This is a genomic window from Delftia sp. NA_296.1, from assembly GCF_052692095.1.
In genome coordinates this window covers 583,781-606,526 of record NZ_JBQZGF010000004.1, presented here as the reverse complement: position 1 = coordinate 606,526, position 22,746 = coordinate 583,781, and the positions used below count along the sequence as shown (strand labels likewise).

Below are 22,746 nucleotides of genomic sequence, written 5' to 3'. Positions count from 1 at the left end.
TTACTTGTTCTCGTAGGCGTCGAGGCCCTTTTCCTTGCGCTCTCCATCAGCCTTGCCGGCGGCAGCTTCTGCCGCCTGGATGGCCTTCTTGGCTGACTTGCCGGCCACTTCATTGGCAATGCCGGAAGTCTGGGCGCGGATGGTTTCGCCAAAGTACTGGTAGACGGCAATGGCGGCCACGCCAATCAGGGCCACGATGATGATGTACTCGGTCATGCCCTGGCCGCGTTGCTTGCGAGATTGAAGTGAGGTATTGAAGGTGGTCATGCAAAAGCTCCTGTGCTGGTGGAAGAATCTGTAGGGACGTAAGCAGGCGGACGCAAGGCTGCAGCCGTGCATCACGGAAACGGGAAAAAGGGAAAACGCAATTCAGGAATAAGCGGGCACCAGGGCGGTGGCTGGCGGTTTTTCCGAATTGCGCATGTGCAGGGAATCAGCCGCGCCCAGGCACAGGGCCTTGGCGTCAGCGCACTGCGTCAAGGCGCTGAATGAAAGCGATGCATGGGTGGTCTCTCCCTCGATGTTGGCGATGGACTGCCGCTTTGGCGCTGTGCGCCAGGGCAGTTCTGCGTGGGGCATTGGCAGGAAAAGGCGCCTGCATATGCCTGACTTTCAGGTGGCGATTCATTGCGCCCCGAAGTCATTTCTTGTGCCGCCAAGCCTATGAATCTTTTTCTCGCATGTCTCTAAGACAACTCCTGACGATGTTTCTGAATGCATCGACGGAGATTTTTGCTGTCATTTCAATAGCAAGCTATTTAGTGAATTCCGTGTTTTCGACGATCCATCCGTGTCAGATAAATCGAGGCGAAATGGGCTCAAGCAGGGTGATCTGAAAAATCAATCTGAATCGATGCAGGACGATTCCTATTTTTCAGAATTCAGGTGCGGGCCGCCGACAGGAGCCTGGGCGCGGGGCTCGATGGGCGGGAGTGCGGGCATGCCGCTGCGGCGTCGGCATGCCGGTGAAAAGCTTGAAATGACGGCCGGCCTGAGGATGGCCGGCCGCCTCTTTTACTGCCGCGCCGAGCGCACGTTGGCCGGCAAGGCGCCAGGATGGCTGGTGCGGAATGGGTTGATGTCCAGGCCGCCACGGCGCGTGTAGCGTGCGTAGACCGAGAGCTTGAGTGGGCGGCAGCGCGTCCAGATGTCCATGAAGATGCGTTCCACGCATTGCTCATGGAATTCGTTGTGGTTGCGGAAGCTCACCAGGTATTGCAGCAGGCCTTCCTGGTCGATCTGCGCGCCGCTGTAGCGGATCTGCACGCTGCCCCAGTCGGGCTGGCCTGTGACCAGGCAGTTGCTCTTGAGCAGGTGGCTGACCAGGGTTTCGGTGACGGGGCCTTCTTCATGGTTGGCGCGCAGCAGCTCCGGGGCGGGCTGGTATTGCGTGCACTCCACATCCAGACGGTCCAGCAGCAGGCCGTCGAGCTCCTGCACCATTTCCTGGTCGAATCGGTCCAGGCCGATGATCTTCACGCCGATGCTTCCCTTTTGCTCGCTGCCGCGCCACAGCGCTTCGGCCAGATCGGTGCGCAGGCGTGCCTGGACCTCGGCAGCGTCGGCCAGGCGGGTGTTGTTGAAGCTGTTGAGGTAGAGCTTGAAGGACTTGCTTTCGATGAGATTGGGGGTCTCGCAGGGAATCGTGAAATGCACGAGCGCCACCTGCGGCTTGCCGCGCAGGTTGAGCCAGGACAGCTCGAACGCCGTCCACAGGTCGGCGCCGAAGAAGGGCATCTGTCTGCCCTGAATGCCGATTTCTTCGCGCTTGGGCGCGCGGGGCAGGGGGAACAGCAGCGAGGGGGCGTACTGGTCGATGTAGGCGGAGCTTTTGCCCAGCTGGGATTGTTCGGGAGTGTTCATGGAAAAAGGGCCGGCCGTGCCGGCGCTGGTCAGGCCTGGACGGTCCGCGCGGAGCGCGTGGACCCAGGCGTTGAAGCTAACTGAATTTCCATGCCCGCAGGCATGGGCGGCCATATAAGGTCAATAAGGGTGGGTGCGTCCGGGTTCGCTGGCTCTTCAGTGGAATTCGCGCTCGCGCAGCCATTTGGTGGCGATCCATTTCTCGCCTGCCAGCACGGGCGCGCCGCCGTGCAGGGTACGCGTGGAGGGGTCGGGGCGCTCATAGCTGAAGAAGACGGCATTGCCCCGGCGCGGCACGACTTGCAGCGGCACTTCTGGGAAGATGGTTGCGCCGCCCCGTTCGGGCTCGTTCAGGTAGATGACCAGGGTGCCCACGCGCTGGCCGCCGCGCTTGAGGATGGTGGGCGTGCCGGGTTCGCCGGGCGCGAAGTAGTCGTGGTGGGGCTTGTATTCGGCGCCCGGGCCGTAGTGCAGCACCTGCAGGCCTTCGCCATGGTCCAGCGGCCAGCGCAGCAGGCGGGCGATGCGTTCTTCCAGCTGGCTGACGATGCCGGTTTCTCCGCGCTGGAAGAACATGCCGTTGCTGGTTCGGTCGTCATTGATCTCTTCGCCGCCGCTTTGCGTGGCCACGGTGAGCGAGCGCGCCATGCGCGGACGCGCGGCGGCGATGATGGCGTCGCACTCCTCATGCGAGAGCAGGTTGCCGAAGACCACGATGCGCGGGTTGCGCATGCTGACCAGCACCTGGACCTGGCGGTCGCCGACATCGATGCTGCTGGGGTCTTGGGCAAGGTCCGGTTCGGGCAGGCTCGAGGCCGAGACGACGACGGCCGGTGGCGACACCTCGCCCTGTTCGGGCAGGTCCAGCGCCCGCCTTGCCAGTTCTTCGCTCCAGCCCACGTCGCGCATGGAGCGCAGCAGGGCCGCAGGCCCTATGCCGGATGCGCGCTGGTCTCGCACCCATTGCATGAGTTCAGGCGTGAGACCGACGGGCAGGTCCTGCGCGGCGGTCTGGGAATCTGGTGAGGATTTGAGGCTCATGGCGTGCAGTGCGGCCCTTGCCGCAGTGAATGGACTCCAAAGGCATCGAGGCCGGGGCCGGCCGGTGTGGCCGGCGAGGCTCAGTCAGCGGTCTTGCGACGGAACACCAGGCGCGCAGGCGTCGAGGAAGCTGGCGCCAGCGCGTAGCCCTCCAGATCGAAGGCTTCGAGTTCAGCCGCGCTGCGAGCGCGTCGTTGTATGGCAAATCGTGCCATCAGCCCGCGCGCACGTTTGGCATGGAAGCTGATGATCTTGTAGGCGCCGTTCTTGTAATCCTCGAATGCGCATTCCACCACCGGGGGCTTGAGGTGCTTCAAGTCTACCGACTTGAAGTATTCCTGCGAAGCCAGGTTGACGATGACGCGCTCGCCCGCCGGCTGCTTGGCCGCGCGCTGGTTCAGGTGCTCGGCAATGCGGCTGCCCCAGAACTGGTAGAGATTGCTGCCATGCGCGGTTTCCAGCCGGGTGCCCATTTCCAGGCGGTAGGGCTGCATGCGGTCCAGCGGACGCAGCACGCCGTACAGGCCGCTGAGGATGGCCAGGTGCTGCTGTGCCCAGTCCAGGTCCTCGGCGTCCAGGCTGCGTGCCTGCAGGCCCTCGTAGACATCGCCGTTGAAGGCCAGCAGCGCCTGCCGGGCGTTGGTGGCCGTGAAGCGCGGGCTGAAGGCCTCGTAGCGCGCCACGTTGAGCGCGGCCAGCTTGTCGCTGATGCCCATCAGTTCCGACAGTTGCTGGGGCGACTGGCGGCGCAGCACTTCGATCAGCTCCAGTGGCTGTTCGGAGAAGACGGGCAGCGTGTGCGGCAGTTTCGGGGGCAGTGGGGTGTCGTAGTCCAGCGATTTGGCGGGGGAGAGCAGCAACAGCATGGCGGGACGGAAGCTCCTGGAAAGAGGTGGACGGAAGGCGTGGGGAGACGGATGAGGTGAGGGCGGAGGCGGAAACAAACAGGGGCCGCGAGGGCCCCTGTGTTGTCACTGTCTGTGGTCAGACCTGGGCCGCGCCCTGTGGCTGCGGCTGCTGCTCGAACGGCAGTTGCAGCTCGCTGAGGTCCTTGCGTGTTTCCACGAGGATCAGCGGGCCGTCATCCAGAGCGACCACGGGCGGGCGCTCGCGCACGACGCGCTCGGGCTGCGGTTCGGCGGCGATGGCTGCCTGGGCTGCCGCCACCTTGTCGGCATCGGAGCCCACCCATTGCAGGCCCGAAGCGGCGGCCAGCGCCTGCAGCTCGGACATGGGCAACTGGTAGGCCTGGACCTTGGGCAGGCCGCGTTCGGCGGTTGCTTCAACGGCCTTGGCTGCTGCGGGCGCGACTGCCACTGCGGCAGGAGCGGCCAGGGGTGCAGGTGCTGCCACGGGTGCCACCACGGGGGCGGGTGCGACCGGCGCGGGGGTCACCGCAGCCACGGGCGCGGGAGCGGCAACCTGCTGCTCGGGCACGGGGGCCGCGACGGGTTGCTGCACCGCTTGGGCTGCTGCAGCTGCTGCGGGCTGCGCAGGCACTTGCGCTTCGGCCATGGCTTCAGGAGCCTGGGCTTCGGCGGCAGGGCTGGCTGCGTTGAAGTAGCTGCGGCGGGCAGGCTGGTCCTGCTCGGGAGCGGCGGCTTCGAAGGATTGGACGGCTTCGCCCTCCGCTTCGCGCGGTGCGCGCTCTGCACGGTCACCGCGATCGCCACGCTCGCGGCGGTCACGGCCATAGCGGTCGCGCGAACGGCGCTGGCGCGGCTGCTCTTCGCCGGAGGCGGGGGCAGCGTTGTCCAGGGACGGGTCCTGTTGCTGGGCCTGGTTGTCCAGGTTCTCTTCGGCCTCGGGAGCGACTTCGAACTGGCGGGGCTGGCGCTCGCTGCGTTCGGCGCGTTCACCACGTTCACCGCGCTCGCCACGTTCGCGGCGGCCTTCACCGCGCTCCTGGCGCTCGCCACGCGGGGCGCGCTCGGGACGCTGCTCGATGGTGCTGCCATCTGCAGCGACAGCGGCCACGCCGTTCACGGCTTCCAGCGGCTGGCGGCTTTCACCGTCACGGCTGCGTTCACCACGGCCACGGCGTTCGCCGCGGTCGGCGCGCTCACCGCGCTCGCCACGATCCGGGCGCTCGCCACGATCCGGGCGCTCTCCACGCTCCGGGCGTTCACCGCGTTCAGTGCGCTCACCACGCTCGGCATTGCGGCGGTTGCGGTCACCGTTGCCTGCCTGGCGTTCGGCATTGGGGGCGCCAGCGCGCTCGCCATTGCGCTCCGAGCGCTCGCCACGCTCACCATTGCGTTCGTTGCGGCGGCCACGGTTGTCGTTGCGGCCGTCACGGCGTGCTTCGCGAGCGGGGGCTTCGGCGGCCGGAGCGGGCGCTGCGACCGGCGCAGGTGCCGCGCTAAAGCCGAACAGGCTCTTGAGCCAGGCAAAGAAGCCTTGCTCGCGGACCACGACGGGGGCGACGGCCGGTGCGGGCGCTGCAGCGGTTGCCGCAGGCTTGGCATCGCGCTGCTGGCCGTTGGCCGGGCGGTTGCGGCTGCCTTCGGGACGGGGCTCGGCGATGGGGGCCGGCATGTCGGGCAGCACGCCCTTGATCATGGGCGTCTGCTTGTTGGTGGGCTCCTGCGAGCGGCGCGTCACCGTGGTTTCCGCGTCCAGCTCCTCGGCCAGCTTGTAGCTGGCTTCCATGCTTTCCAGGCGCACGTCGTCGTGCTTGAGGCGCTCGAGCTTGTAGTGCGGCGTGTCCATGGACTTGTTGGGAACCATGATCACGTTGACGCGCTGCTTGAGTTCGATCTTGGTGATCTCGCCGCGCTTTTCGTTGAGCAGGAAGCTGGCCACTTCCACGGGCACCTGGCAGTGCACGGCGGCCGTGTTGTCCTTCATGGACTCTTCCTGGATGATGCGCAGGATCTGCAGCGCCGAGCTTTCCGTGTCACGCACGTGGCCGGAGCCACCGCAGCGTGGGCAGTTGATGTGCGCGCCTTCGGACAGGGCCGGCTTGAGGCGCTGGCGGCTCATCTCCATGAGGCCGAACTTGCTGATGGTGCCGAACTGCACGCGGGCACGGTCCTGGCGCAGCGCGTCGCGCAGGCGGTTCTCGACCTCGCGGCGGTTCTTGCTCTCCTCCATGTCGATGAAGTCGATGACGATCAGGCCGCCCAGGTCACGCAGGCGCATCTGGCGCGCGACTTCGTCGGCGGCTTCCAGGTTGGTGCGGGTGGCGGTTTCCTCGATGTCGCCGCCCTTGATGGCGCGGGCCGAGTTCACGTCGATGGAGACCAGCGCTTCGGTGTGGTCGATGACGATGGCGCCGCCCGAGGGCAGGGTCACGGTGCGTGCGTAGGCCGATTCGATCTGGTGCTCGATCTGGAAGCGGCTGAACAGCGGGGCGTCGTCACGGTAGCGTTTGACGCGGGCGGCATGCTCGGGCATGACGTGCTGCATGAACTGCTGCGCCTGCTCGTAGATGTCGTCGGTGTCGATGAGGATGTCGCCGATGTCGCCGTTGAAGTAGTCGCGGATGGCGCGGATCACCAGGCTCGATTCCTGGTAGATCAGGAAGGCGCCCTTGGCCGACTTGGCGGCGCCGTCGATGGCGTTCCACAGCTTGAGCAGGTAGTTCAGGTCCCACTGCAGCTCGGGCGCGGTGCGGCCGATGCCGGCGGTGCGCGCAATGATGGACATGCCCTTGGGGTACTCAAGCTGGTCCATCGCCTCCTTGAGTTCGGCACGGTCCTCGCCCTCGATGCGGCGCGAGACGCCACCGCCGCGCGGGTTGTTGGGCATCAGCACCACGTAGCGGCCGGCCAGCGAGATGAAGGTGGTCAGGGCCGCGCCCTTGTTGCCGCGCTCTTCCTTCTCGACCTGGACGATCAGTTCCTGGCCTTCGCGGATGACTTCGTTGATGCGGGCCTGGCTGGGGGAGACGCCTTCGGCGAAATACTGCTTGGAGATTTCCTTGAAGGGCAGGAAGCCGTGGCGGTCCTCGCCGTAATCGACGAAGCAGGCCTCGAGGCTGGGCTCCACGCGCGTGACCACGGCCTTGTAGATGTTGCCCTTGCGCTGCTCGCGCCCTTCGATTTCGATTTCGTAGTCGAGCAGCTTCTGGCCATCGACGATGGCAAGGCGACGTTCTTCCGACTGCGTGGCGTTGATGAGCATCCGTTTCATGATGCGTTTCCTTTATTCGTTTTCTCTGGGGCGCGCCGGAGTGCAGCTTCTGCTGCCAGACCGTCACGCCTTTGACTTGTAATCAAAGACAGGCTCGCGAGGGAGCCGAGATGCCGGACTGACGCGTCGAAACGAAAGGAATCGCCGGATGCCCTGATGCTTGAGACCTGGCTCAAGTCAGCAATGGGGGCAAGGGCAGGGGGACGAGAGCGATGAGAGAGGCACGCCGTCCAGCTTCAAGCGAAGCTGCTGCACGTGCGGGGCAGGCGGGAGGCTTGGGGGCGGCAATGATCCTGGGCGCAGGCGTTTTCCTGCTCCACAGCGTGACCATCCATGCCCAAAAGATCCACATGCTCGCTTTTGATCCGCTGGCAGCGGTGGACGCCGGGTCCGACCCCTTCTGCCAGCTTGAGATTCCGTATCAGTGTTTCAATTCGTCAGCCACAACCGATGCAACGACGAACTTCGCAGGCCATCTTTTCCTGCTGTTTCGCGTGCATGACACCGGATGGCATCGACCTGCCTGTGCGGGGAAATGGTTGTTTGGACTAAACTCCATGAGAATCAACCACTTATAAATAGTTCGGCACAGGTGAAACACATTATAGAGGGCAAACCGGCAGACGACCGTTCCCTGAACGCAGCCACTGCCGCAGTGCGGCTGATCGAAGTCGATGACGATTCGGCCGGACAGCGGTTGGACAACTTTCTCATACGCCATCTCAAGGGCGTTCCCAAGACCCATGTCTATCGCATCATCCGCAGTGGAGAAGTGCGCATCAACAAAGGGCGCGTCAGTGCGGAAACCCGCGTTTCTACCGGCGATATCGTCCGCATACCGCCCGTGCGCATTTCCGAAAAAGTCGCCGAAAAGGCCGAGCGGCCAGCGCCAGCCAGGGATTTCCCCGGTCTGCTGGAAGACGAGCACCTGATCGCCATCGACAAGCCCGCCGGTGTGGCCGTGCATGGCGGCTCGGGTGTGAGTTTTGGTGTCATCGAGCAACTGCGCCAGGCGCGGCCGCAAAGCCGTTTTCTGGAGCTGGTGCATCGGCTAGACCGAGAGACATCCGGCATCTTGCTGGTGGCCAAGAAGCGCTCGGCGCTGACGCATCTGCAGGACCAGTTCCGCGAGCGCGAGACCGGCAAGACCTACCTGGCCCTGGTCCAGGGCACCTGGCCGGCCAACCACAAGGTGATTGATCTGCCGCTGCACAAATACCTGCAGGCCGACGGCGAACGCCGCGTGCGGGTGACCACGGCCGATGATCCTGACGGCATGCGCTCCGTCACGCTGGTGCGCGTTCGCAGCACGCTGGCGCCCCAGCCACTGCTGGGGCTGCCGGCGATGAGCCTGCTGGAGGTGACCATCAAGACCGGGCGCACGCACCAGATCCGCGTGCACCTGTCCAGCCAGGGGCACCCGATTGCGGGCGATGACAAATATGGCGACTTCGACCTGAACCGACGCCTGCAGAAACAGGGTCTCAAACGCATGTTCCTGCACGCATGGCGGCTACAGTTCACCCACCCGGCCAGTGGCGAGCGGGTGGAGCTGCGCGCCGAGCTTCCCGAAGAACTGGCCCGTTTCGCCGGCTGACGCTGGCTCTGACTCCTTGTAGATATGACAAATCCTGGTTCTTCCGAGATGCACCGTGCGCGCCGCTTCGATCTCATTGCCTTCGACTGGGATGGGACGCTGTCGGATTCCACCGCGGTGATCGTCAAGTGCATTCAGGCGGCCGTGGCCGATGTGGGGGGCACGCCTCCCAGCGATGAGGCGGCGTCCTATGTGATCGGCATGGCGCTGATGCCCGCATTGGCGCGTGCAGCTCCCGATGTGCCGCCCGAAAAATACCCCGAGCTGGGCAACCGCTATCGCCACCATTTCATCAAGCATCAGGACGACATCAGCCTGTTCGCCGGCGTGCTGCCCATGCTGGCGGCGCTGCGCGAGCGAGGGCACCTGCTGGCCGTGGCCACGGGCAAGAGCCGCCGTGGTCTGAACGATGCGCTGCAGGACCCGCAGTTGCGCGGCATGTTCGACAGCTCGCGCACGGCGGACGAGACCGCCGGCAAGCCGAATCCGCTGATGCTGCAGGAGCTGATGGCCGAGTTTGGTGCGGACCCTTCGCGGGTGCTGATGATCGGCGACACCACGCACGACCTGGAACTGGCCCGCAATGCAGGCTGTGCCAGCGTGGGCGTGGGCTATGGCGCGCATCCCACCGACGGCTTTGGCGTGCTGAAGCCGTTGCATGTGGCGCAGAGTGTTGCGGATTTGCATCAGTGGCTGTTGGCCCATGGCTGAGTCGTCATGCCCGCGTCAGCGCGTGGATTCATGCTCGTGAGGTGTGCCGTTGACCGTTGAACGCATCGTTCTGTGCGCCAGCGATGCCCTGCAGGAAGGGGCGAATGCCGTGCCTTTCGACGTGGTCTACGCGGGTCATGCCTGCCGCGCATTCGCCATCCGCTTCGAGGGACAGGTGCATGCCTATCTGAATCGCTGCACCCATGTGGCCATGGAGATGGACTACCAGCCGGACCGCTTTTTCGATGACACCGGACGCTGGCTGCTGTGCGCAACCCATGGAGCGGCCTACGCGCCTGACAGCGGCGCCTGCGCTGGCGGGCCCTGCCGTGGCGGCCTTGTGAAAATCTCCCTGAGCGAAAGCGCGGGGGTGGTGCACTGGCATACTGCCGATAACCTGAAACCCGTCGAGTTCTGACATGACTTCCCCCATACCTCCGGAAAATCCTGGCTCCGCATCGCACCCATCCCCGGGGGCGGACCTGTGGGCCCGGGCCACGCCCGCCACGGCGGCTGCCGATGCGCGCACGGCGGCATCGAGCGGCTGGGAGCGGGAGGTGCTGGAAAAGCTGGTCTTCGCCACCATCAACGAGCAGCGTGCCTCGCGCCGCTGGCGCCTGTTTGGCCGCCTGCTGTGGACGGCGCTCATCCTCGTGGTGCTGTGGGTGCTGTTTGCCAAGGACACGGCGACCACGACCAGTTCCTCCCCGCACACGGCCGTGGTCGAGGTCAAGGGCGAGATCGCCGCAGGTGCCGACGCCAGCGCGGAGTTCGTGGTGGCCGCCATGCGCAGTGCCTTCGAGGATTCGGGCTCGCGCGCCGTGGTGCTGCTGATCAACTCGCCGGGCGGCAGCCCTGTGCAGGCCGGCATCATCAATGACGAAATCGTGCGGCTCAAGGGCAAGTACGACAAGCCCCTGTATGCCGTGGTGGAAGAGACCTGCGCTTCGGCCGCCTACTACATTGCCGCCGCCGCCGATGAGATCTTTGTGGACAAGGCCAGCATCGTGGGCAGCATCGGCGTGCTCATGGATGGCTTTGGCTTCACCGGTGCCATGGAAAAGCTCGGCGTGGAACGCCGCCTGCTGACGGCTGGCGAGAACAAGGGTTTCCTGGACCCGTTCAGCCCCATGTCCGAAGGGCAGCGCGAACATGCCCACAAGATGCTGGGCCAGATCCACTCGCAGTTCATCAACGTGGTCAAGGCTGGCCGTGGTGACCGCCTGCATGAGACGCCCGAGACTTTCAGCGGCCTGTTCTGGACCGGCCAGCAGGCGGTGGAGATGGGCCTGGCCGACAAGCTGGGCAGTCTTGACTATGTGGCCCGTGAAGTGGTCAAGGCGGAAGAGGTGGTGGATTACACGCGCCGCGACAACGTGGCCGAGCGCCTGGCCAAGCGTTTCGGCGCGGCTTTTGGCGGCGGTGCGGTGCAGGCACTGCGTTCCAGCCTCCCGGCTCTGCGCTGATTCTTGCGGGGTTTCCCGCTCGGTCTGCCAAGACGAAAAGCCCGCCTTCCTGTCGAAGGCGGGCTTTTTCGCTGATGGGCGGCTTCAGCGGCCGATGGAGAACACCACCGGCGTGCGGTTGTCCGGCGCTTCCTTGTGCTGGCGCCATTCGCGCACCAGCCTGCTTTCGATGCGGGCGCTCTCCAGTGTCAGGCCGCAGGCCAACGCCAAACGGGTATGGGGTTGCAGCGTCTGCAGCAGGGCTTGCCAAAGCGCGGCGTTGCGGTAGGGCGTCTCGATGAACTGCTGGGTCTGGCCTTGGCGCAATGCCAGGGCTTCAAGCTCCTTGATGCGCTGTACCCGTCCGCCGGCATCCTGGGGCAGGTAGCCCACAAAGGCATAGTTCTGTCCGTTGAGCCCGCTGGCGGCCAGCGCCAGCAGCAGCGATACGGGTCCGATCAGCGGCACGACGCGTATGCCCAAATCGTGCGCGGCGCGCACGATGGAGCTGCCGGGGTCGGCCACCGCGGGCATTCCGGCCTCGCTGACCAGTCCCATGTCGTGTCCGGCCAGCAAGGGGGCGAGCAGTGGCTTGGCGTCAAAGACGGCGGCACCCTTGTCGCCATGGTCCCCCTTCTTGTGGGCCTCGCGCGGCAGTTCGGTGATCTGCTGGGTCTGCAAGGGCTGGGCCAGTGCATGCAGCGCGTCGATGCGCTTGAGATAGGCGCGTGTGCTCTTGGCGTTTTCGCAGATCCAGTGGGTCAGCCGCGCAGCGGTGCGCAGTGTCCCATCGGGCAGGACCTGCGTCAGCGGCGTTTGCTCATCGCAGCCGAAGTCCAGCGGCGCGGGCACCAGGTAGAGCGTTCCTGTCAGGGGCTTGGTGATGGCATCGCTCATGGCAGCACGGCTCCTGCGGCGCGCAGCAACTGGCATGTGCGGATCAGCGGAAGGCCGATCAGTGCCGTGGGGTCGTCGCTGACGATGGCGTCGAGCAGGGCAATGCCCAGGCCCTCGCTCTTGGCGCTGCCTGCGCAGTCATACGGCTGCTCGGCGCGCAGGTAGCGCTCGATTTCCGCATCGTTGAGATCGCGAAAGCGCACCTGAACCGTCACCACGTCGGTCTCGGAAAAGCCGGTTTCCTGGCAGACCACGCTCACGGCAGTGTGGAAATTCATCTGGCGCCCGCTCATCTGGCGCAACTGTTCGGTGGCGCGTTCATGGTTGCCGGGCTTGGACAGCGGCAGGCCATCGAGCTCGGGCACCTGGTCGGAGCCGATGACAACGGCGCGGGGGTGCAGCGCAGCCACGGCCTGGGCCTTGGCCAGGGCCAGGCGCAGGGAAAGGGCGTGCGGTGTCTCTCCGGCCAGAGGTGTTTCATCGACTTCCGGGGAGACGGTCTGGAATGGCAGCCGCAGCCGCTCCAGGAGTTCGCGGCGGTAGCGTGAGGTGGAGCCAAGGATCAGGGGACGCGCCAGGCCGGGAGCCTGGGCTAAGGCGGGGTGGGGAGCTTGCATGCCCGGATTCTCTTACACTGCCCGCATGAGCAAGGAATTTTCTGCGGCCCGCCTCGATGTTCGCGCTTTCGCGCAATCGCAGGGCCATCTTCAGGACCAGACAACACTGTCAGTCTTCCCGCGTCTGGCCCAGGATGCGCAGCCGGATGCCGGTGACACGCATGGCCAGGTGCACTGGCAGGCGGACGGCGAGCTGGTCGAGCAGACCGGTGGCCCCGGTCAGGTGTGGCTGCATCTGCAGGCCGATGCCGTCGTGCCCATGGTGTGCCAGCGCTGCCTGGCCCTGGCGCCCATCACCCTGCAGGTTGATCGGTCTTTTCGCTTTGTTGCGGATGAAGCCACAGCCGAGTCCGAGGACGATGAAAGCGATGAGGACCTGCTGGTGCTCAGCCGCGAGTTCAATCTGCTCGAACTCATCGAGGACGAGTTGCTCATGGAGCTGCCTGTGGTGCCGCGTCACGATGTCTGCCCCGAGACTGTGAGCTTGCAGTCCAGCGACGCGGACTTCGAGCAGGCCATCGAGGACAAGCCCAACCCGTTCGCCGTCCTTCGCGGCCTGGATGTGGGCAAATCCGCAGACTGATCGAGATGCCCGGAAAAAAGGTCGAGGCCGGGAAAAGCGATTGCGCTATAATCAAGGGCTTCGCGCGAAACCCCCTCGTGTCTTTAATGGGCTGATCGCGTTTTTTACCAACCCTTTTCAGATACACAGGAGCCATCATGGCTGTTCAGCAGAACAAGAAGTCCCCCTCCAAGCGCGGTATGCACCGTTCGCACAATGCACTGAATGTGCCTGGCATCGCCGTGGAACCCACCACCGGTGAAACCCACCTGCGTCACCACATCAGCCCCAACGGCGTGTACCGCGGCCGTCAAGTGCTGAAGAACAAGTCCGAAGCCTGACCTTCGACCGTTCCCGCAGAGCCCGCGGCTACAGTTTTCGTAGCGCGGGCTTTTGTTTTTTCTGATGGCCGTTCCTATCTTTCCAGGCCTTGCAACAGGCTTGCCAGTCGCTCATGATCACTTTGGCCGTTGACTGCATGGGGGGTGATCACGGCCCCCGCGTCACGCTCGCGGCGTGCCGCCAGTTCCTCGATTCCCATTCCGACGCCCGGCTGCTGCTGGTCGGCCAGCCCGATGCGCTGGCTGGCTTTGCGCATGAGCGCGCCAGCGTGGTGCCGGCCTCGGAAGTCGTCGGCATGGATGACCCGATCGAGGTGGCGCTGCGCAGGAAGAAGGATTCCTCGATGCGCGTCGCCATCCAGCAGGTCAAGGATGGCCAGGCTGCTGCTGCCGTGTCAGCTGGGAATACGGGTGCGCTGATGGCCATCTCGCGCTACCTGCTCAAGACGCTGGATGGCATCGATCGCCCCGCCATCGCTCCCCAGTTGCCCAATGCCAAGGGTGGTGCCACCACGGTGCTGGACCTGGGTGCCAACGTGGATTGCTCGGCCGAGCATCTGCTGCAGTTCGCCGTCATGGGCTCGGCCCTGGTGTCTGCGCTGAACAACGAAGAGGCGCCTTCGGTGGGCCTGCTCAATATCGGCGAAGAGCAGATCAAGGGCAGTGAAGTCATCAAGCGTGCGGGCGAACTGTTGCGCGCGGCAGGCAAGGCCGGTCACCTGAACTTCTACGGAAACGTCGAAGGCAACGATATCTTCAAGGGCACGACCCAGGTCGTGGTCTGCGACGGCTTTGTGGGCAACGTGGCCCTCAAGTCTTCCGAGGGGGTGGCGTCCATGATCTCCAATGCCCTCAAGCAGGAGTTCAAGCGCAACATCTTCACCAAAATGGCTGCAATCGTTGCCTATCCGGTGCTAACTGCGCTGATGAATCGCGTGGACCATCGGCGTCACAACGGTGCGGCGCTGCTGGGCCTTCGTGGGCTGGTGTTCAAAAGCCATGGGTCAGCCGATGCCTTGGCTTTCGAGCACGCGCTGAACCGCGCGTATGATGCGGCCCGCAACAACCTGCTCGACCGTGTCCGTACCCGCATCTCCGCAGCCCTGCCTCTTTTGCTGGCTGCGCAGTCGGAATCGGGACCGTCGGCGCCCTAATACAGATGAGACGCTACGCACGCATCACCGGCACGGGCAGCTACCTGCCACCCCGCCGACTCACCAATCACGATCTGGCTGCCGAACTGGCCCAGCGTGGCATAGAGACCTCGGACGAGTGGATCGTCGAGCGCACCGGCATCCATGCCCGTCACTTTGCCGCGCCCGACGTGGCCAGCAGCGATCTGGCCCTGGAGGCGTCGAAGAAGGCGCTGGAGGCCGCTGGCTGCCAGCCACAGGACATCGACCTGATCATCGTCGCCACCTCGACGCCCGACATGGTCTTCCCGTCCACTGCCTGCATCCTGCAGAACAAGCTTGGCGCCAATGGCTGCGCGGCCTTTGACGTGCAGGCTGTGTGCAGCGGCTTTGTCTACGCTCTCACGGTGGCCGATGCCATGATCCAGTCCGGCGCCGCAAGCCGCGCGCTGGTGGTGGGTTCCGAAGTCTTCAGCCGCATTCTTGATTTCAACGACCGCACGACCTGCGTGCTGTTCGGCGATGGCGCCGGCGCGGTGGTGCTGGAGGCGTCCGAGCAGCCTGGGATCCTGGCGTCCGACCTGCATGCCGATGGCAAGCATGTCGGCATCCTCTGCGTGCCGGGCAATGTATCCGGCGGCCAGGTACTCGGCGATCCGCTGCTGAAGATGGATGGACAGGCCGTGTTCAAGCTGGCGGTCGGCGTGCTGGAAAAGGCCGCCCGCGCGACGCTGGACAAGGCCGGGCTCACCGATGCCGATATCGACTGGCTGATCCCTCACCAGGCCAACATCCGCATCATGCAAAGCACGGCGCGCAAGCTCAAGCTGTCCATGGACAAGGTGGTGGTGACCGTGGACCAGCATGGCAATACCTCGGCCGCCTCGATCCCGCTGGCGCTGGACCACGGCGTGCGCAATGGCCAGGTCAAGCCTGGGCAGACCGTGCTGCTGGAAGGCGTGGGCGGTGGCTTCACCTGGGGTGCGGTGCTTCTCAAGATGTGATGCGGGATGCCTGCCTGTCGGCAGGCTCCCATGGCGCGGCTTTTATTTTTGAAAATATGAAGAAGTTTGCATTCGTCTTTCCTGGCCAGGGCTCGCAATCGGTGGGCATGCTCGACGGATGGGGTGACCATCCTGTCGTGGCGCAGACGCTGGCCGAAGCCTCCGAGGCGCTGGGTGAAAACATCGGCCAGCTGATCCAGCAAGGACCGAAGGAAGCCCTGGCGCTCACCACCAACACCCAGCCCGTGATGCTGGTGGCCGGTGTGGCCGCTTGGCGCGTGTGGCAGGCCGAAGGCGGCGCGCTGCCCGATGTCGTGGCAGGCCATTCGCTGGGCGAGTATTCCGCCCTGGTCGCCTCGGGCGTGCTGACGCTGGCCCAGGCTGCCCCGCTGGTGCGCCTGCGTGCTGCAGCCATGCAGGAGGCCGTGCCCGTGGGCACGGGCGCCATGGCGGCCATCCTGGGTCTGGACGCCGACAAGGTGCGCGCAGGCTGCGCCGAGGTCACGGCTGCCCTGGGTGGCGCTGAAGTCGTCGAAGCCGTCAATTTCAACGATCCTTCGCAGACCGTGATCGCCGGCAGCAAGGCTGCTGTCGAAAAGGCCTGCGAAGCCCTCAAGGCCGCAGGCGCCAAGCGTGCCCTGCCGTTGCCCGTGTCGGCGCCGTTCCATTCCAGCCTGATGAAGCCTGCGGCCGAAAAGCTCAAGGCGGCGCTGGCTGCCACGGCGCTGGCTGCGCCGCAGATTCCCGTGCTCAACAACATCGACGTGGCGGTCGAGCAAGACGCCGACGCCATCCGCGATGCGCTGTATCGCCAGGCCTTTGGCCCGGTGCGCTGGGTTGAATGCGTTCAGGCCATGAAGGCGCGCGGCATCGTGCATCTCGTCGAGTGCGGTCCCGGCAAGGTGCTCATGGGCCTGACCAAGCGGATTGACGCGGACCTGACGGCCGCTGCCCTCTATGATCCGGCCACGCTGGCCGACGTGAAAGAATCCCTCGCATGACTGACAACCAGAACAAGCCCCAGGTTGCCCTGGTGACGGGTGCCTCGCGTGGCATTGGTGCTGCCATTGCCCAGGAGCTGGCAGCGCGCGGCTACCGCGTGATCGGCACGGCCACCACCGACGGTGGCGCGGAAAAGATCGGCCAGGCCCTGTCGGCCCATGAGGGCTGCCGCGGCGTGAACCTCAATGTCACGGATGGGGCGGCCGTCGATGCCTTGATCGACAGCATCGTCAAGAATGACGGCGGCCTGCATGTGCTGGTCAACAACGCCGGTATCACACGCGACACCCTGGCCATGCGCATGAAGGACGACGACTGGGATGCGGTGATCGACACCAATCTCAAGGCGGTTTTCCGAGTCAGCCGTACGGCCATTCGGCCCATGATGAAGCAGCGTTTTGGCCGCATCATCAACATCACCAGCGTCGTTGGCGCCTCCGGCAACCCCGGTCAGGCCAACTATGCAGCCGCCAAGGCCGGCGTTGCCGGCATGACGCGTGCGCTGGCCCGTGAACTGGGCAGCCGCGGCATCACGGTCAACTGCGTGGCGCCTGGCTTCATTGCCACCGACATGACGGCGGAGCTGCCCGAAGAGCAGAAGAACGCGCTCAAATCGCAGATCGCCATGGGCGATCTGGGCCAGCCCAGCGACATCGCCCATGCCGTGGCCTACCTCGCATCTGCGGGTGCGGGATACGTCACCGGCCAGGAATTGCACGTCAACGGCGGCATGTACATGTAAGTGCTGCGGCGGCTGCGGGCAGACCCCTGCCAGAAGCCGGCGTTGCTTGCAACAGAAGAGGCCGTTTCCTCGCGACGGCCGGCTGAAGAGGGCCTGAGGCCCGAAGCAGCTAGAATCGCGGGTTCATTCACAACCCCCAGAGGGAAACCATGAGCGATATCGAAGCACGTGTCAAAAAAATCATTGCCGAACAACTCGGCGTTGAAGAGTCTCAAGTCACCAACGAAAAGGCCTTCGTGGCTGATCTGGGTGCTGACTCCCTGGACACGGTGGAGCTGGTGATGGCCCTGGAAGATGAATTCGGCATCGAGATCCCCGACGAAGACGCGGAAAAGATCACGACGGTGCAAAACGCCATCGACTACGCCAACACCCACCAGAAGGCCTGATAGGGCCCTGACCCGAGCGATCAGCAGAAGGTTTTACGCATGAGCCGTCGTCGCGTTGTCGTGACCGGCCTGGGTTGCATCTCCCCCGTGGGTAACACGGTGGGCGACGCCTGGGCCAATCTTTTGGCCGGCCAGTCCGGCATTGACCTCATCACCAAGTTCGATGCCTCGAACTTTGCCTGCAAGATTGCGGGCGAGGTCAAGGGATTCGATGTGGAGTCGTACATGAGCGCCAAGGATGCGCGCTCCATGGACACCTTCATCCATTACGGCATCGCTGCTGCGGCGCAAGCCGTGCAGGACTCAGGTCTGCCCACGGGCGAGGCCTTGTCGGATGATTTGGCCACGCGCATCGGCTGTGTGATCGGTTCGGGCATCGGCGGCTTGCCGCTGATCGAGAACACCCACGCGGAACTGGCTGCGCGCGGACCGCGCCGCATCACGCCGTTCTTCGTGCCTGCCTCCATCATCAACATGGTGGCTGGCCATGTGTCCATGCGCTTCGGCTTCAAGGGGCCGAATCTTGCCGTGGTGACTGCCTGTACGACCGGGCTGCACTGCATAGGCGAGGCAGGACGCATGATCGAATACGGCGATGCCGATGTGGTGGTGGCTGGTGGCACGGAAGCCACGGTCTCCCCCCTGGGCGTCGGCGGCTTTGCCGCCATGCGCGCCCTGTCCACGCGCAATGATGATCCCAAGGCCGCTTCGCGCCCCTGGGACAAGGACCGCGACGGCTTCGTGCTGGGCGAAGGCGCGGGCGTGCTGGTGCTGGAAGAGTACGAGCATGCCAAGGCCCGCGGTGCCAAGATCTACGCCGAACTGTGCGGCTACGGCATGAGTGCCGATGCCGGCCACATGACGGCACCCAACATGGACGGCCCGCGCCGCGCCATGCTGGCAGCTTTGCGAAATGCCGGCATCAATGCCGACCAGATCGACTATCTGAACGCGCACGGCACTTCCACGCCGCTGGGCGACCTCAACGAGACCAACGCCATCAAGGCGGCTCTGGGCGATCACGCCAAGAAAATCGTTGTCAGTTCGACCAAGTCCATGACAGGCCACCTGCTGGGCGGTGCTGGTGGCATCGAGAGCGTCTTCACCGTGCTGGCACTGCACGAGCAAAAGATTCCTCCGACCATCAACCTGGACAACCAGGACCCGGAGTGCGATCTCGACTACTGCGCCAATACGGCGCGGGACGCGACGATCGAGGTGGCGGTGAAGAACAACTTCGGCTTCGGAGGCACCAACGGAACGCTGGTGTTCAAGCGGATCTGAGGCCTGCGCAACGCACATGAAAAGCCCGCCCCGCAAGGGAGCGGGCTTTTTTATTTCGCGCATGTGCCAGGTGAAAGCAGGATAAATGTCGGTCATGCTGCGGTTTTGCGACACTGCAGGCATGCCGTCTCGCCATGCGCCGCCCGCAGTTCGCCATCCGTTGAAGCCATCGCGCACCGTGGCAGTGTGTCTTTGTGCGCTTTGGCTGCTGGCCGCCATGCTTTTGCTGGCATGGGCCTTGAATCTCCAGTCAGGGTGGTGGCCTGCAGCCGTGGCCGTTGCGGTTTGCCTGGTTGCTGCTGCAGGCATGTGGCATGGATGGCACAGCCTGGGTAAAGGTTTCATCGCCTGGGATGGCGTGCAGTGGTCGATCGGCGAGGCGGACCCAGGCCAGGCTGCGCAGCCGGTGCTGCTGCAGGTGCGAGCCGATGGTGGATCGTGGTTGTGGGTGCAGGTCCGTCCCCTGGTTTCCATGGTGCCGGCGGGGCCCTTGCGTTGGCGCAGCTCCCGCTGGCTGCTCCTGTTGTGCAGGCAGAGTCCGGAAACCTGGGGTGATTTGCGGCGTGCTGTATATTCCCCGGCCAGACCTACAGAACGGGCGCAATGACTGCGCCAGGGCCGCCGCGGCCCGTCTTCACCGATTTCATGACGCCTCCCGAATTCCCGCCTTCTTCTGCCGATAGCGACCTGGCTCTGGTCGAGCGCACCAACGCAGGAGACATGCGGGCCTTCGAGCTACTGGTCATCAAGTACCAGCGCCGCATCGAGCGCCTCATCGGCCGCATGGTGCGCGACGTGGACCTGGTGCCGGACATTGCGCAGGAAACCTTCATCCGCGCCTATCGTGCCCTGCACCAGTTTAGGGGTGATGCCCAGTTCTATACCTGGCTGTACCGCATTGCCGTGAATACTGCCAAGAAGGCGCTGCTGGACATGAAGCGCTCGCCGCTGATCACCGAAAGCGCGTTACACAACGGGGATGACGATGATGAAACTTCCCGGGTCAGCCAGGAACTAACCACCGAAGAAACGCCCGAAACGATCCTGGCAGCCCAGGAAATTGCCCAGGCAGTCAACGCCGCCATGGAGGCTTTGCCCGAGGATCTCCGGCAGGCTGTCACGTTGCGGGAAATCGAAGGCCTGAGCTACGAGGAAATCTCGAACGCCATGGGTTGCCCCATCGGCACCGTGCGCTCACGGATTTTTCGCGCACGGGAAGCGATTTCAGCCAGGGTCAAGCCTTTGCTGGAGCGCCAGTCGGGCAAGCGTTGGTAGGCGTGACGGGGTTGTGGCCGCCGGGTGGTGCATTTTTTGGGTACAGGGTCTCAAAGCAGACAAGCAGGTGATTGATCATGAATGACGATCTGACGAAGCGCGAACAATTGTCGGCATTGGCTGATGGTGAACTCTCTGCCGCAGAGTTGCAGGCCGTGCTGGCCTATGCGGAAAGCGACGCAGGCCAGCAGGAGTGGCGCATGTACCACCTCGTGGGCGATGTGCTGCGTTCCCCGGAATTGGCGCATCACAGCCGGCACGATGTGCTCTCCGGAATCCGCGCCCAACTGGCCAACGAGCCTCGCCGTCCGCTGGTTTCCGTGGCCACTGAAGAGCTGGCGCAAATTGCGCATCCGGCGCAGGACCGGGCTGTGATCAATGGAGCGCCGCTGCGCGATGCGGCCAATGCCTCGGTATTCCGCTGGAAGATGGCGGCGGGCTTTGCCTCCGTGGCGGCCGTGGCTGCCATTGGCTGGAGCGTGATGCTGGGCGCGCCTGCCGGTCCCGGCGCGGCGCCGGGCCGCGCCCTGGCGGCCCTTGAGACGGGTGCTCCGTCGGCGCCGGTTGCGGTGGCTGGCAATGCCCAGGACTTCCCGCTTGGCGATACGGCCCAGTCTTCCTCGGTCGTGGCGGTGGCCGGACCCTACGGGCAGAGCGTGATGCTGCGTGATCCGCGCCTGGATGCGCTGCTGGCCTCCCATCCGCAATACAGTGGCCCGGCCACGTTGCAGATGCCTGCCAGCTTCCTGCGCAACGCCAACTTCGCATCAGCACCGCGCGCCAACCAGCGCTGAATCTCACAGGAGAGCATTGCTCTCCTGCCTTCTTTTGCACCCGCGTCCAGCCTTTCGGCATTGAAATGGACGCGGGTGCAGTCATTTGTGCTCCATGCACGGCGGCTTGTGCCCCATGCATGCTGCCGATTCGGGAACTAACCGCGTCTTTCAGGCTTCTGAGCCATCGTCTGGCCGATGCTCGCCAGGACTACGCCAGAATGTGACGTTCGTCCGAAAGCAAGTCGGCTGCCATGTGTCCGAACAAACCGCCTGGGCGCGATGGCGTCGGGGCAACGTAATGATTGAGATGGAAAGGATGACCATGACCACTGTTCGATGGAAGACGCTGCAGTCCTGCACACTGGCCGGCGTTCTGGCGCTGGCTGCAGGCAGCGCAGGAATGCTGGTGCCGGTGAGTGCCGCCCATGCGCAAAGTGGCGCCGTGGTGCGGGGGCTGCCGGACTTCACCGATCTGGTCGAGCAGGTCGGCCCTTCCGTGGTCAACATCCGCACGCTGGAGAAGGTGTCGGCCAACTCTGCCGAGGCGCTGGGCATGGACGAGGACATGCTCGAATTCTTCCGCCGCTTCGGCCTGCCCGTGCCCAATGTGCCGCGCCAACGTCCCCAACCGCGTTCACAGCCTGACGAGGAGCAGCCGCGCGGCGTGGGCTCCGGCTTCATCCTGACGGCCGATGGCTTTGTGATGACCAATGCCCACGTGGTCGAAGGCGCTGACGAGGTGATCGTCACGCTGACCGACAAGCGCGAGTTCAAGGCCAAGATCGTGGGCAGCGACAAGCGCACCGACGTGGCCGTGGTCAAGATCGACGCCACAGGGCTGCCGGCCGTGAAGATCGGCGATGTGAACCGCCTCAAGGTCGGCGAGTGGGTGATGGCCATCGGCTCGCCCTTCGGCCTCGACAACTCCGTCACGGCGGGCATTGTCAGTGCCAAGCAGCGCGACACGGGCGACTATCTGCCCTTCATCCAGACCGATGTGGCCATCAACCCCGGCAACTCGGGCGGCCCGTTGCTGAACATGCGCGGCGAGGTCGTGGGCATCAACAGCCAGATCTATTCGCGCTCCGGCGGCTTCATGGGCATCAGCTTCGCGATTCCGATCGATGAGGCCGTGCGTGTCAGCGACCAGCTGCGCGCCACCGGCAAGGTCACGCGAGGCCGCATTGGCGTGCAGATCGGTCCGGTCACCAAGGACATTGCCGAATCCATTGGCCTGGGCAAGGCGCAGGGAGCACTGGTTTCGGCCGTCGAGCTGGATTCGCCCGCTGCCAAGGCGGGCGTCGAGGCTGGTGACGTGATCATCAAGTTCGACGGCAAGGCCATCGACAAGGTGGCCGACCTGCCGCGTCTGGTGGGCAATACCAAGCCCGGCACACGCAGCACCATCACCGTGTTCCGTCGCGGCGCAGCCAAGGATCTGACCATGGTGATCGCGGAGGTCGAGCCCGACGGCGCGGCTCCGCAGGCCAAGGCCACCGGCAAGGGCAGCACCCTGGTTTCCCAGCCGCTGGGCCTGACGCTGGCCGAGCTCACGGATGCCCAGAAGAAGGAGCTGGGCATCAAGGGCGGCGTGCGCGTGACGGCGGCCGTCGAGGCTGCGGCACGTGCGGGCCTGCGCGAAGGTGACGTCATCCTGCAGCTGGCCAATGTCGAGATCACGGGGCTCAAGAGCTTCGAGGCCACGCTGGCCAAGGTGGACAAGAGCAAGCCGGTGAACCTGCTGGTGCGCCGTGGGGAATGGGCACAGTACGTGCTGATCCGTCCGACGCGCTGAGGCCGCAGGGGAGGGCGGTTTTCCGGATCCTGGGGAATACCCTCGGAATCCTGACCCGGAGCCGCCCATGCCCCTTGGGGCATTGGGTAAAATGCCCCACCAAAGCGTGACGGCTCAAGGCGTCAGAAACCTGTT

Annotated in this window: 23 protein-coding genes; 16 read left to right on the top strand and 7 right to left on the bottom strand. The window is 64.7% G+C overall.

Annotated features, from left to right (window positions below; all coding sequences use genetic code 11):
- The 5 genes from ACUTR7_RS13685 to ACUTR7_RS13665 all read right to left on the bottom strand — a co-directional run bounded on the left by ACUTR7_RS13685 (position 1) and on the right by ACUTR7_RS13665 (position 7,041).
- Positions 1–267 carry a Flp family type IVb pilin gene (locus tag ACUTR7_RS13685; protein WP_016447810.1) on the bottom strand — a complete coding sequence of 89 codons (267 nt, stop codon included), beginning with the start codon at positions 265–267 and terminating at the stop codon, positions 1–3.
- 747 nt (positions 268–1,014) lie between these two features.
- Positions 1,015–1,863, bottom strand: coding sequence for an NADPH-dependent 7-cyano-7-deazaguanine reductase QueF (queF, locus tag ACUTR7_RS13680; RefSeq protein ID WP_013800978.1), 849 nt, complete (start codon positions 1,861–1,863; stop codon positions 1,015–1,017).
- Positions 1,864–2,019: 156 nt separating this feature from the next.
- Entirely contained in the window at positions 2,020–2,904 is an 885-nt protein-coding gene (locus tag ACUTR7_RS13675; protein WP_012207082.1) for a 2OG-Fe(II) oxygenase, read from the bottom strand.
- An 80-nt stretch (positions 2,905–2,984) separates the two neighbouring features.
- On the bottom strand, positions 2,985–3,770 hold the full coding sequence (yaaA, locus tag ACUTR7_RS13670) for a peroxide stress protein YaaA (RefSeq protein WP_013800980.1): 786 nt from the start codon (positions 3,768–3,770) through the stop codon (positions 2,985–2,987).
- A 118-nt stretch (positions 3,771–3,888) separates the two neighbouring features.
- Positions 3,889–7,041: an Rne/Rng family ribonuclease gene (locus tag ACUTR7_RS13665; RefSeq protein WP_445609015.1), complete on the bottom strand. Its 3,153-nt coding sequence runs from the start codon at positions 7,039–7,041 to the stop codon at positions 3,889–3,891.
- Positions 7,042–7,576: 535 nt separating this feature from the next.
- On the opposite strand from ACUTR7_RS13665, the gene ACUTR7_RS13660 reads away from it, so the two are divergent.
- Genes ACUTR7_RS13660 through ACUTR7_RS13645 form a run of 4 tightly spaced genes read left to right on the top strand, consistent with a single transcriptional unit; the run spans position 7,577 to position 10,815 of the window.
- Positions 7,577–8,638 (top strand): RluA family pseudouridine synthase, encoded by a 1,062-nt coding sequence (locus ACUTR7_RS13660; protein WP_445609030.1) that lies wholly within the window; start codon positions 7,577–7,579, stop codon positions 8,636–8,638.
- 24 nt (positions 8,639–8,662) lie between these two features.
- On the top strand, positions 8,663–9,349 hold the full coding sequence (locus tag ACUTR7_RS13655) for an HAD family hydrolase (RefSeq protein WP_012207078.1): 687 nt from the start codon (positions 8,663–8,665) through the stop codon (positions 9,347–9,349).
- Between the two features lie 49 nt (positions 9,350–9,398).
- Positions 9,399–9,767: a Rieske (2Fe-2S) protein gene (locus ACUTR7_RS13650; RefSeq protein ID WP_013800985.1), complete on the top strand. Its 369-nt coding sequence runs from the start codon at positions 9,399–9,401 to the stop codon at positions 9,765–9,767.
- Between the two features lies 1 nt (position 9,768).
- Positions 9,769–10,815: a S49 family peptidase gene (locus tag ACUTR7_RS13645; protein WP_012207076.1), complete on the top strand. Its 1,047-nt coding sequence runs from the start codon at positions 9,769–9,771 to the stop codon at positions 10,813–10,815.
- Positions 10,816–10,899: 84 nt separating this feature from the next.
- Here the strand turns inward: ACUTR7_RS13645 and ACUTR7_RS13640 are convergent, their stop codons facing one another.
- Both ACUTR7_RS13640 and ACUTR7_RS13635 read right to left on the bottom strand, forming a co-directional pair.
- Positions 10,900–11,691, bottom strand: a complete 792-nt coding sequence (locus ACUTR7_RS13640; protein WP_013800987.1) for an SAM-dependent methyltransferase — start codon at positions 11,689–11,691, stop codon at positions 10,900–10,902.
- Positions 11,688–12,308: a Maf family nucleotide pyrophosphatase gene (locus tag ACUTR7_RS13635; RefSeq protein WP_013800988.1), complete on the bottom strand. Its 621-nt coding sequence runs from the start codon at positions 12,306–12,308 to the stop codon at positions 11,688–11,690. The genes ACUTR7_RS13640 and ACUTR7_RS13635 overlap by 4 nt, the downstream gene beginning before the upstream one ends.
- A 25-nt stretch (positions 12,309–12,333) precedes the next feature.
- Between ACUTR7_RS13635 and ACUTR7_RS13630 the strand changes: the two genes are divergently transcribed.
- The 12 genes from ACUTR7_RS13630 (at position 12,334) to ACUTR7_RS13575 (ending at position 22,611) form a co-directional block, all read left to right on the top strand.
- Positions 12,334–12,891 (top strand): YceD family protein, encoded by a 558-nt coding sequence (locus ACUTR7_RS13630; protein WP_192366257.1) that lies wholly within the window; start codon positions 12,334–12,336, stop codon positions 12,889–12,891.
- A 137-nt stretch (positions 12,892–13,028) separates the two neighbouring features.
- Positions 13,029–13,211: a 50S ribosomal protein L32 gene (rpmF, locus tag ACUTR7_RS13625; RefSeq protein ID WP_012207072.1), complete on the top strand. Its 183-nt coding sequence runs from the start codon at positions 13,029–13,031 to the stop codon at positions 13,209–13,211.
- Positions 13,212–13,324: 113 nt separating this feature from the next.
- On the top strand, positions 13,325–14,365 hold the full coding sequence (gene plsX / locus ACUTR7_RS13620; RefSeq protein ID WP_013800990.1) for a phosphate acyltransferase PlsX: 1,041 nt from the start codon (positions 13,325–13,327) through the stop codon (positions 14,363–14,365).
- Positions 14,366–14,370: 5 nt separating this feature from the next.
- Positions 14,371–15,348: a beta-ketoacyl-ACP synthase III gene (locus tag ACUTR7_RS13615; RefSeq protein ID WP_012207070.1), complete on the top strand. Its 978-nt coding sequence runs from the start codon at positions 14,371–14,373 to the stop codon at positions 15,346–15,348.
- 56 nt (positions 15,349–15,404) lie between these two features.
- The gene (gene fabD / locus ACUTR7_RS13610) at positions 15,405–16,349 is read left to right on the top strand and encodes an ACP S-malonyltransferase (RefSeq protein ID WP_043796600.1); all 945 of its coding nucleotides are present in this window, start codon (positions 15,405–15,407) and stop codon (positions 16,347–16,349) included.
- Positions 16,346–17,092: a 3-oxoacyl-ACP reductase FabG gene (gene fabG, locus ACUTR7_RS13605; RefSeq protein ID WP_013800993.1), complete on the top strand. Its 747-nt coding sequence runs from the start codon at positions 16,346–16,348 to the stop codon at positions 17,090–17,092. Before fabD ends, fabG begins: the two co-directional genes overlap by 4 nt.
- Positions 17,093–17,241: 149 nt before the next feature.
- Positions 17,242–17,481: an acyl carrier protein gene (gene acpP, locus ACUTR7_RS13600; protein WP_003058049.1), complete on the top strand. Its 240-nt coding sequence runs from the start codon at positions 17,242–17,244 to the stop codon at positions 17,479–17,481.
- 39 nt (positions 17,482–17,520) lie between these two features.
- Positions 17,521–18,765: a beta-ketoacyl-ACP synthase II gene (gene fabF / locus ACUTR7_RS13595; protein ID WP_013800994.1), complete on the top strand. Its 1,245-nt coding sequence runs from the start codon at positions 17,521–17,523 to the stop codon at positions 18,763–18,765.
- Between the two features lie 85 nt (positions 18,766–18,850).
- Positions 18,851–19,372, top strand: a complete 522-nt coding sequence (locus ACUTR7_RS13590; RefSeq protein WP_445609014.1) for a hypothetical protein — start codon at positions 18,851–18,853, stop codon at positions 19,370–19,372.
- A 38-nt stretch (positions 19,373–19,410) separates the two neighbouring features.
- Complete coding sequence (gene rpoE, locus ACUTR7_RS13585) at positions 19,411–20,040, top strand: RNA polymerase sigma factor RpoE (RefSeq protein ID WP_043783676.1); 630 nt, start codon at positions 19,411–19,413, stop codon at positions 20,038–20,040.
- Positions 20,041–20,117: 77 nt separating this feature from the next.
- A complete protein-coding gene (locus ACUTR7_RS13580) occupies positions 20,118–20,834 on the top strand; it encodes a sigma-E factor negative regulatory protein (RefSeq protein WP_013800997.1) in 717 nt (238 codons plus the stop codon).
- A 304-nt stretch (positions 20,835–21,138) separates the two neighbouring features.
- Entirely contained in the window at positions 21,139–22,611 is a 1,473-nt protein-coding gene (locus ACUTR7_RS13575; RefSeq protein WP_445609013.1) for a DegQ family serine endoprotease, read from the top strand.
- Positions 22,612–22,746: the final 135 nt, after the last annotated feature.

What these genes read in the sequence shown, in the direction of transcription:
- fabG (WP_013800993.1), top strand. Translation starts at nt 16,346, where the DNA reads ATGACTGACAACCAGAACAAGCCCCAGGTTGCCCTGGTGACGGGTGCC.
- ACUTR7_RS13575 (WP_445609013.1), top strand. Translation starts at nt 21,139, where the DNA reads ATGACCACTGTTCGATGGAAGACGCTGCAGTCCTGCACACTGGCCGGC.
- rpoE (WP_043783676.1), top strand. Translation starts at nt 19,411, where the DNA reads ATGACGCCTCCCGAATTCCCGCCTTCTTCTGCCGATAGCGACCTGGCT.
- plsX (WP_013800990.1), top strand. Translation starts at nt 13,325, where the DNA reads ATGATCACTTTGGCCGTTGACTGCATGGGGGGTGATCACGGCCCCCGC.
- ACUTR7_RS13655 (WP_012207078.1), top strand. Translation starts at nt 8,663, where the DNA reads ATGACAAATCCTGGTTCTTCCGAGATGCACCGTGCGCGCCGCTTCGAT.
- ACUTR7_RS13675 (WP_012207082.1), bottom strand. Translation starts at nt 2,904, where the DNA reads ATGAGCCTCAAATCCTCACCAGATTCCCAGACCGCCGCGCAGGACCTG.
- ACUTR7_RS13630 (WP_192366257.1), top strand. Translation starts at nt 12,334, where the DNA reads ATGAGCAAGGAATTTTCTGCGGCCCGCCTCGATGTTCGCGCTTTCGCG.
- ACUTR7_RS13590 (WP_445609014.1), top strand. Translation starts at nt 18,851, where the DNA reads ATGTCGGTCATGCTGCGGTTTTGCGACACTGCAGGCATGCCGTCTCGC.
- ACUTR7_RS13640 (WP_013800987.1), bottom strand. Translation starts at nt 11,691, where the DNA reads ATGAGCGATGCCATCACCAAGCCCCTGACAGGAACGCTCTACCTGGTG.
- rpmF (WP_012207072.1), top strand. Translation starts at nt 13,029, where the DNA reads ATGGCTGTTCAGCAGAACAAGAAGTCCCCCTCCAAGCGCGGTATGCAC.
- ACUTR7_RS13665 (WP_445609015.1), bottom strand. Translation starts at nt 7,041, where the DNA reads ATGAAACGGATGCTCATCAACGCCACGCAGTCGGAAGAACGTCGCCTT.
- ACUTR7_RS13660 (WP_445609030.1), top strand. Translation starts at nt 7,577, where the DNA reads ATGGTTGTTTGGACTAAACTCCATGAGAATCAACCACTTATAAATAGT.
- ACUTR7_RS13685 (WP_016447810.1), bottom strand. Translation starts at nt 267, where the DNA reads ATGACCACCTTCAATACCTCACTTCAATCTCGCAAGCAACGCGGCCAG.
- acpP (WP_003058049.1), top strand. Translation starts at nt 17,242, where the DNA reads ATGAGCGATATCGAAGCACGTGTCAAAAAAATCATTGCCGAACAACTC.
- queF (WP_013800978.1), bottom strand. Translation starts at nt 1,863, where the DNA reads ATGAACACTCCCGAACAATCCCAGCTGGGCAAAAGCTCCGCCTACATC.
- ACUTR7_RS13615 (WP_012207070.1), top strand. Translation starts at nt 14,371, where the DNA reads ATGAGACGCTACGCACGCATCACCGGCACGGGCAGCTACCTGCCACCC.
- fabF (WP_013800994.1), top strand. Translation starts at nt 17,521, where the DNA reads ATGAGCCGTCGTCGCGTTGTCGTGACCGGCCTGGGTTGCATCTCCCCC.
- yaaA (WP_013800980.1), bottom strand. Translation starts at nt 3,770, where the DNA reads ATGCTGTTGCTGCTCTCCCCCGCCAAATCGCTGGACTACGACACCCCA.
- ACUTR7_RS13645 (WP_012207076.1), top strand. Translation starts at nt 9,769, where the DNA reads ATGACTTCCCCCATACCTCCGGAAAATCCTGGCTCCGCATCGCACCCA.
- ACUTR7_RS13580 (WP_013800997.1), top strand. Translation starts at nt 20,118, where the DNA reads ATGAATGACGATCTGACGAAGCGCGAACAATTGTCGGCATTGGCTGAT.
- fabD (WP_043796600.1), top strand. Translation starts at nt 15,405, where the DNA reads ATGAAGAAGTTTGCATTCGTCTTTCCTGGCCAGGGCTCGCAATCGGTG.
- ACUTR7_RS13635 (WP_013800988.1), bottom strand. Translation starts at nt 12,308, where the DNA reads ATGCAAGCTCCCCACCCCGCCTTAGCCCAGGCTCCCGGCCTGGCGCGT.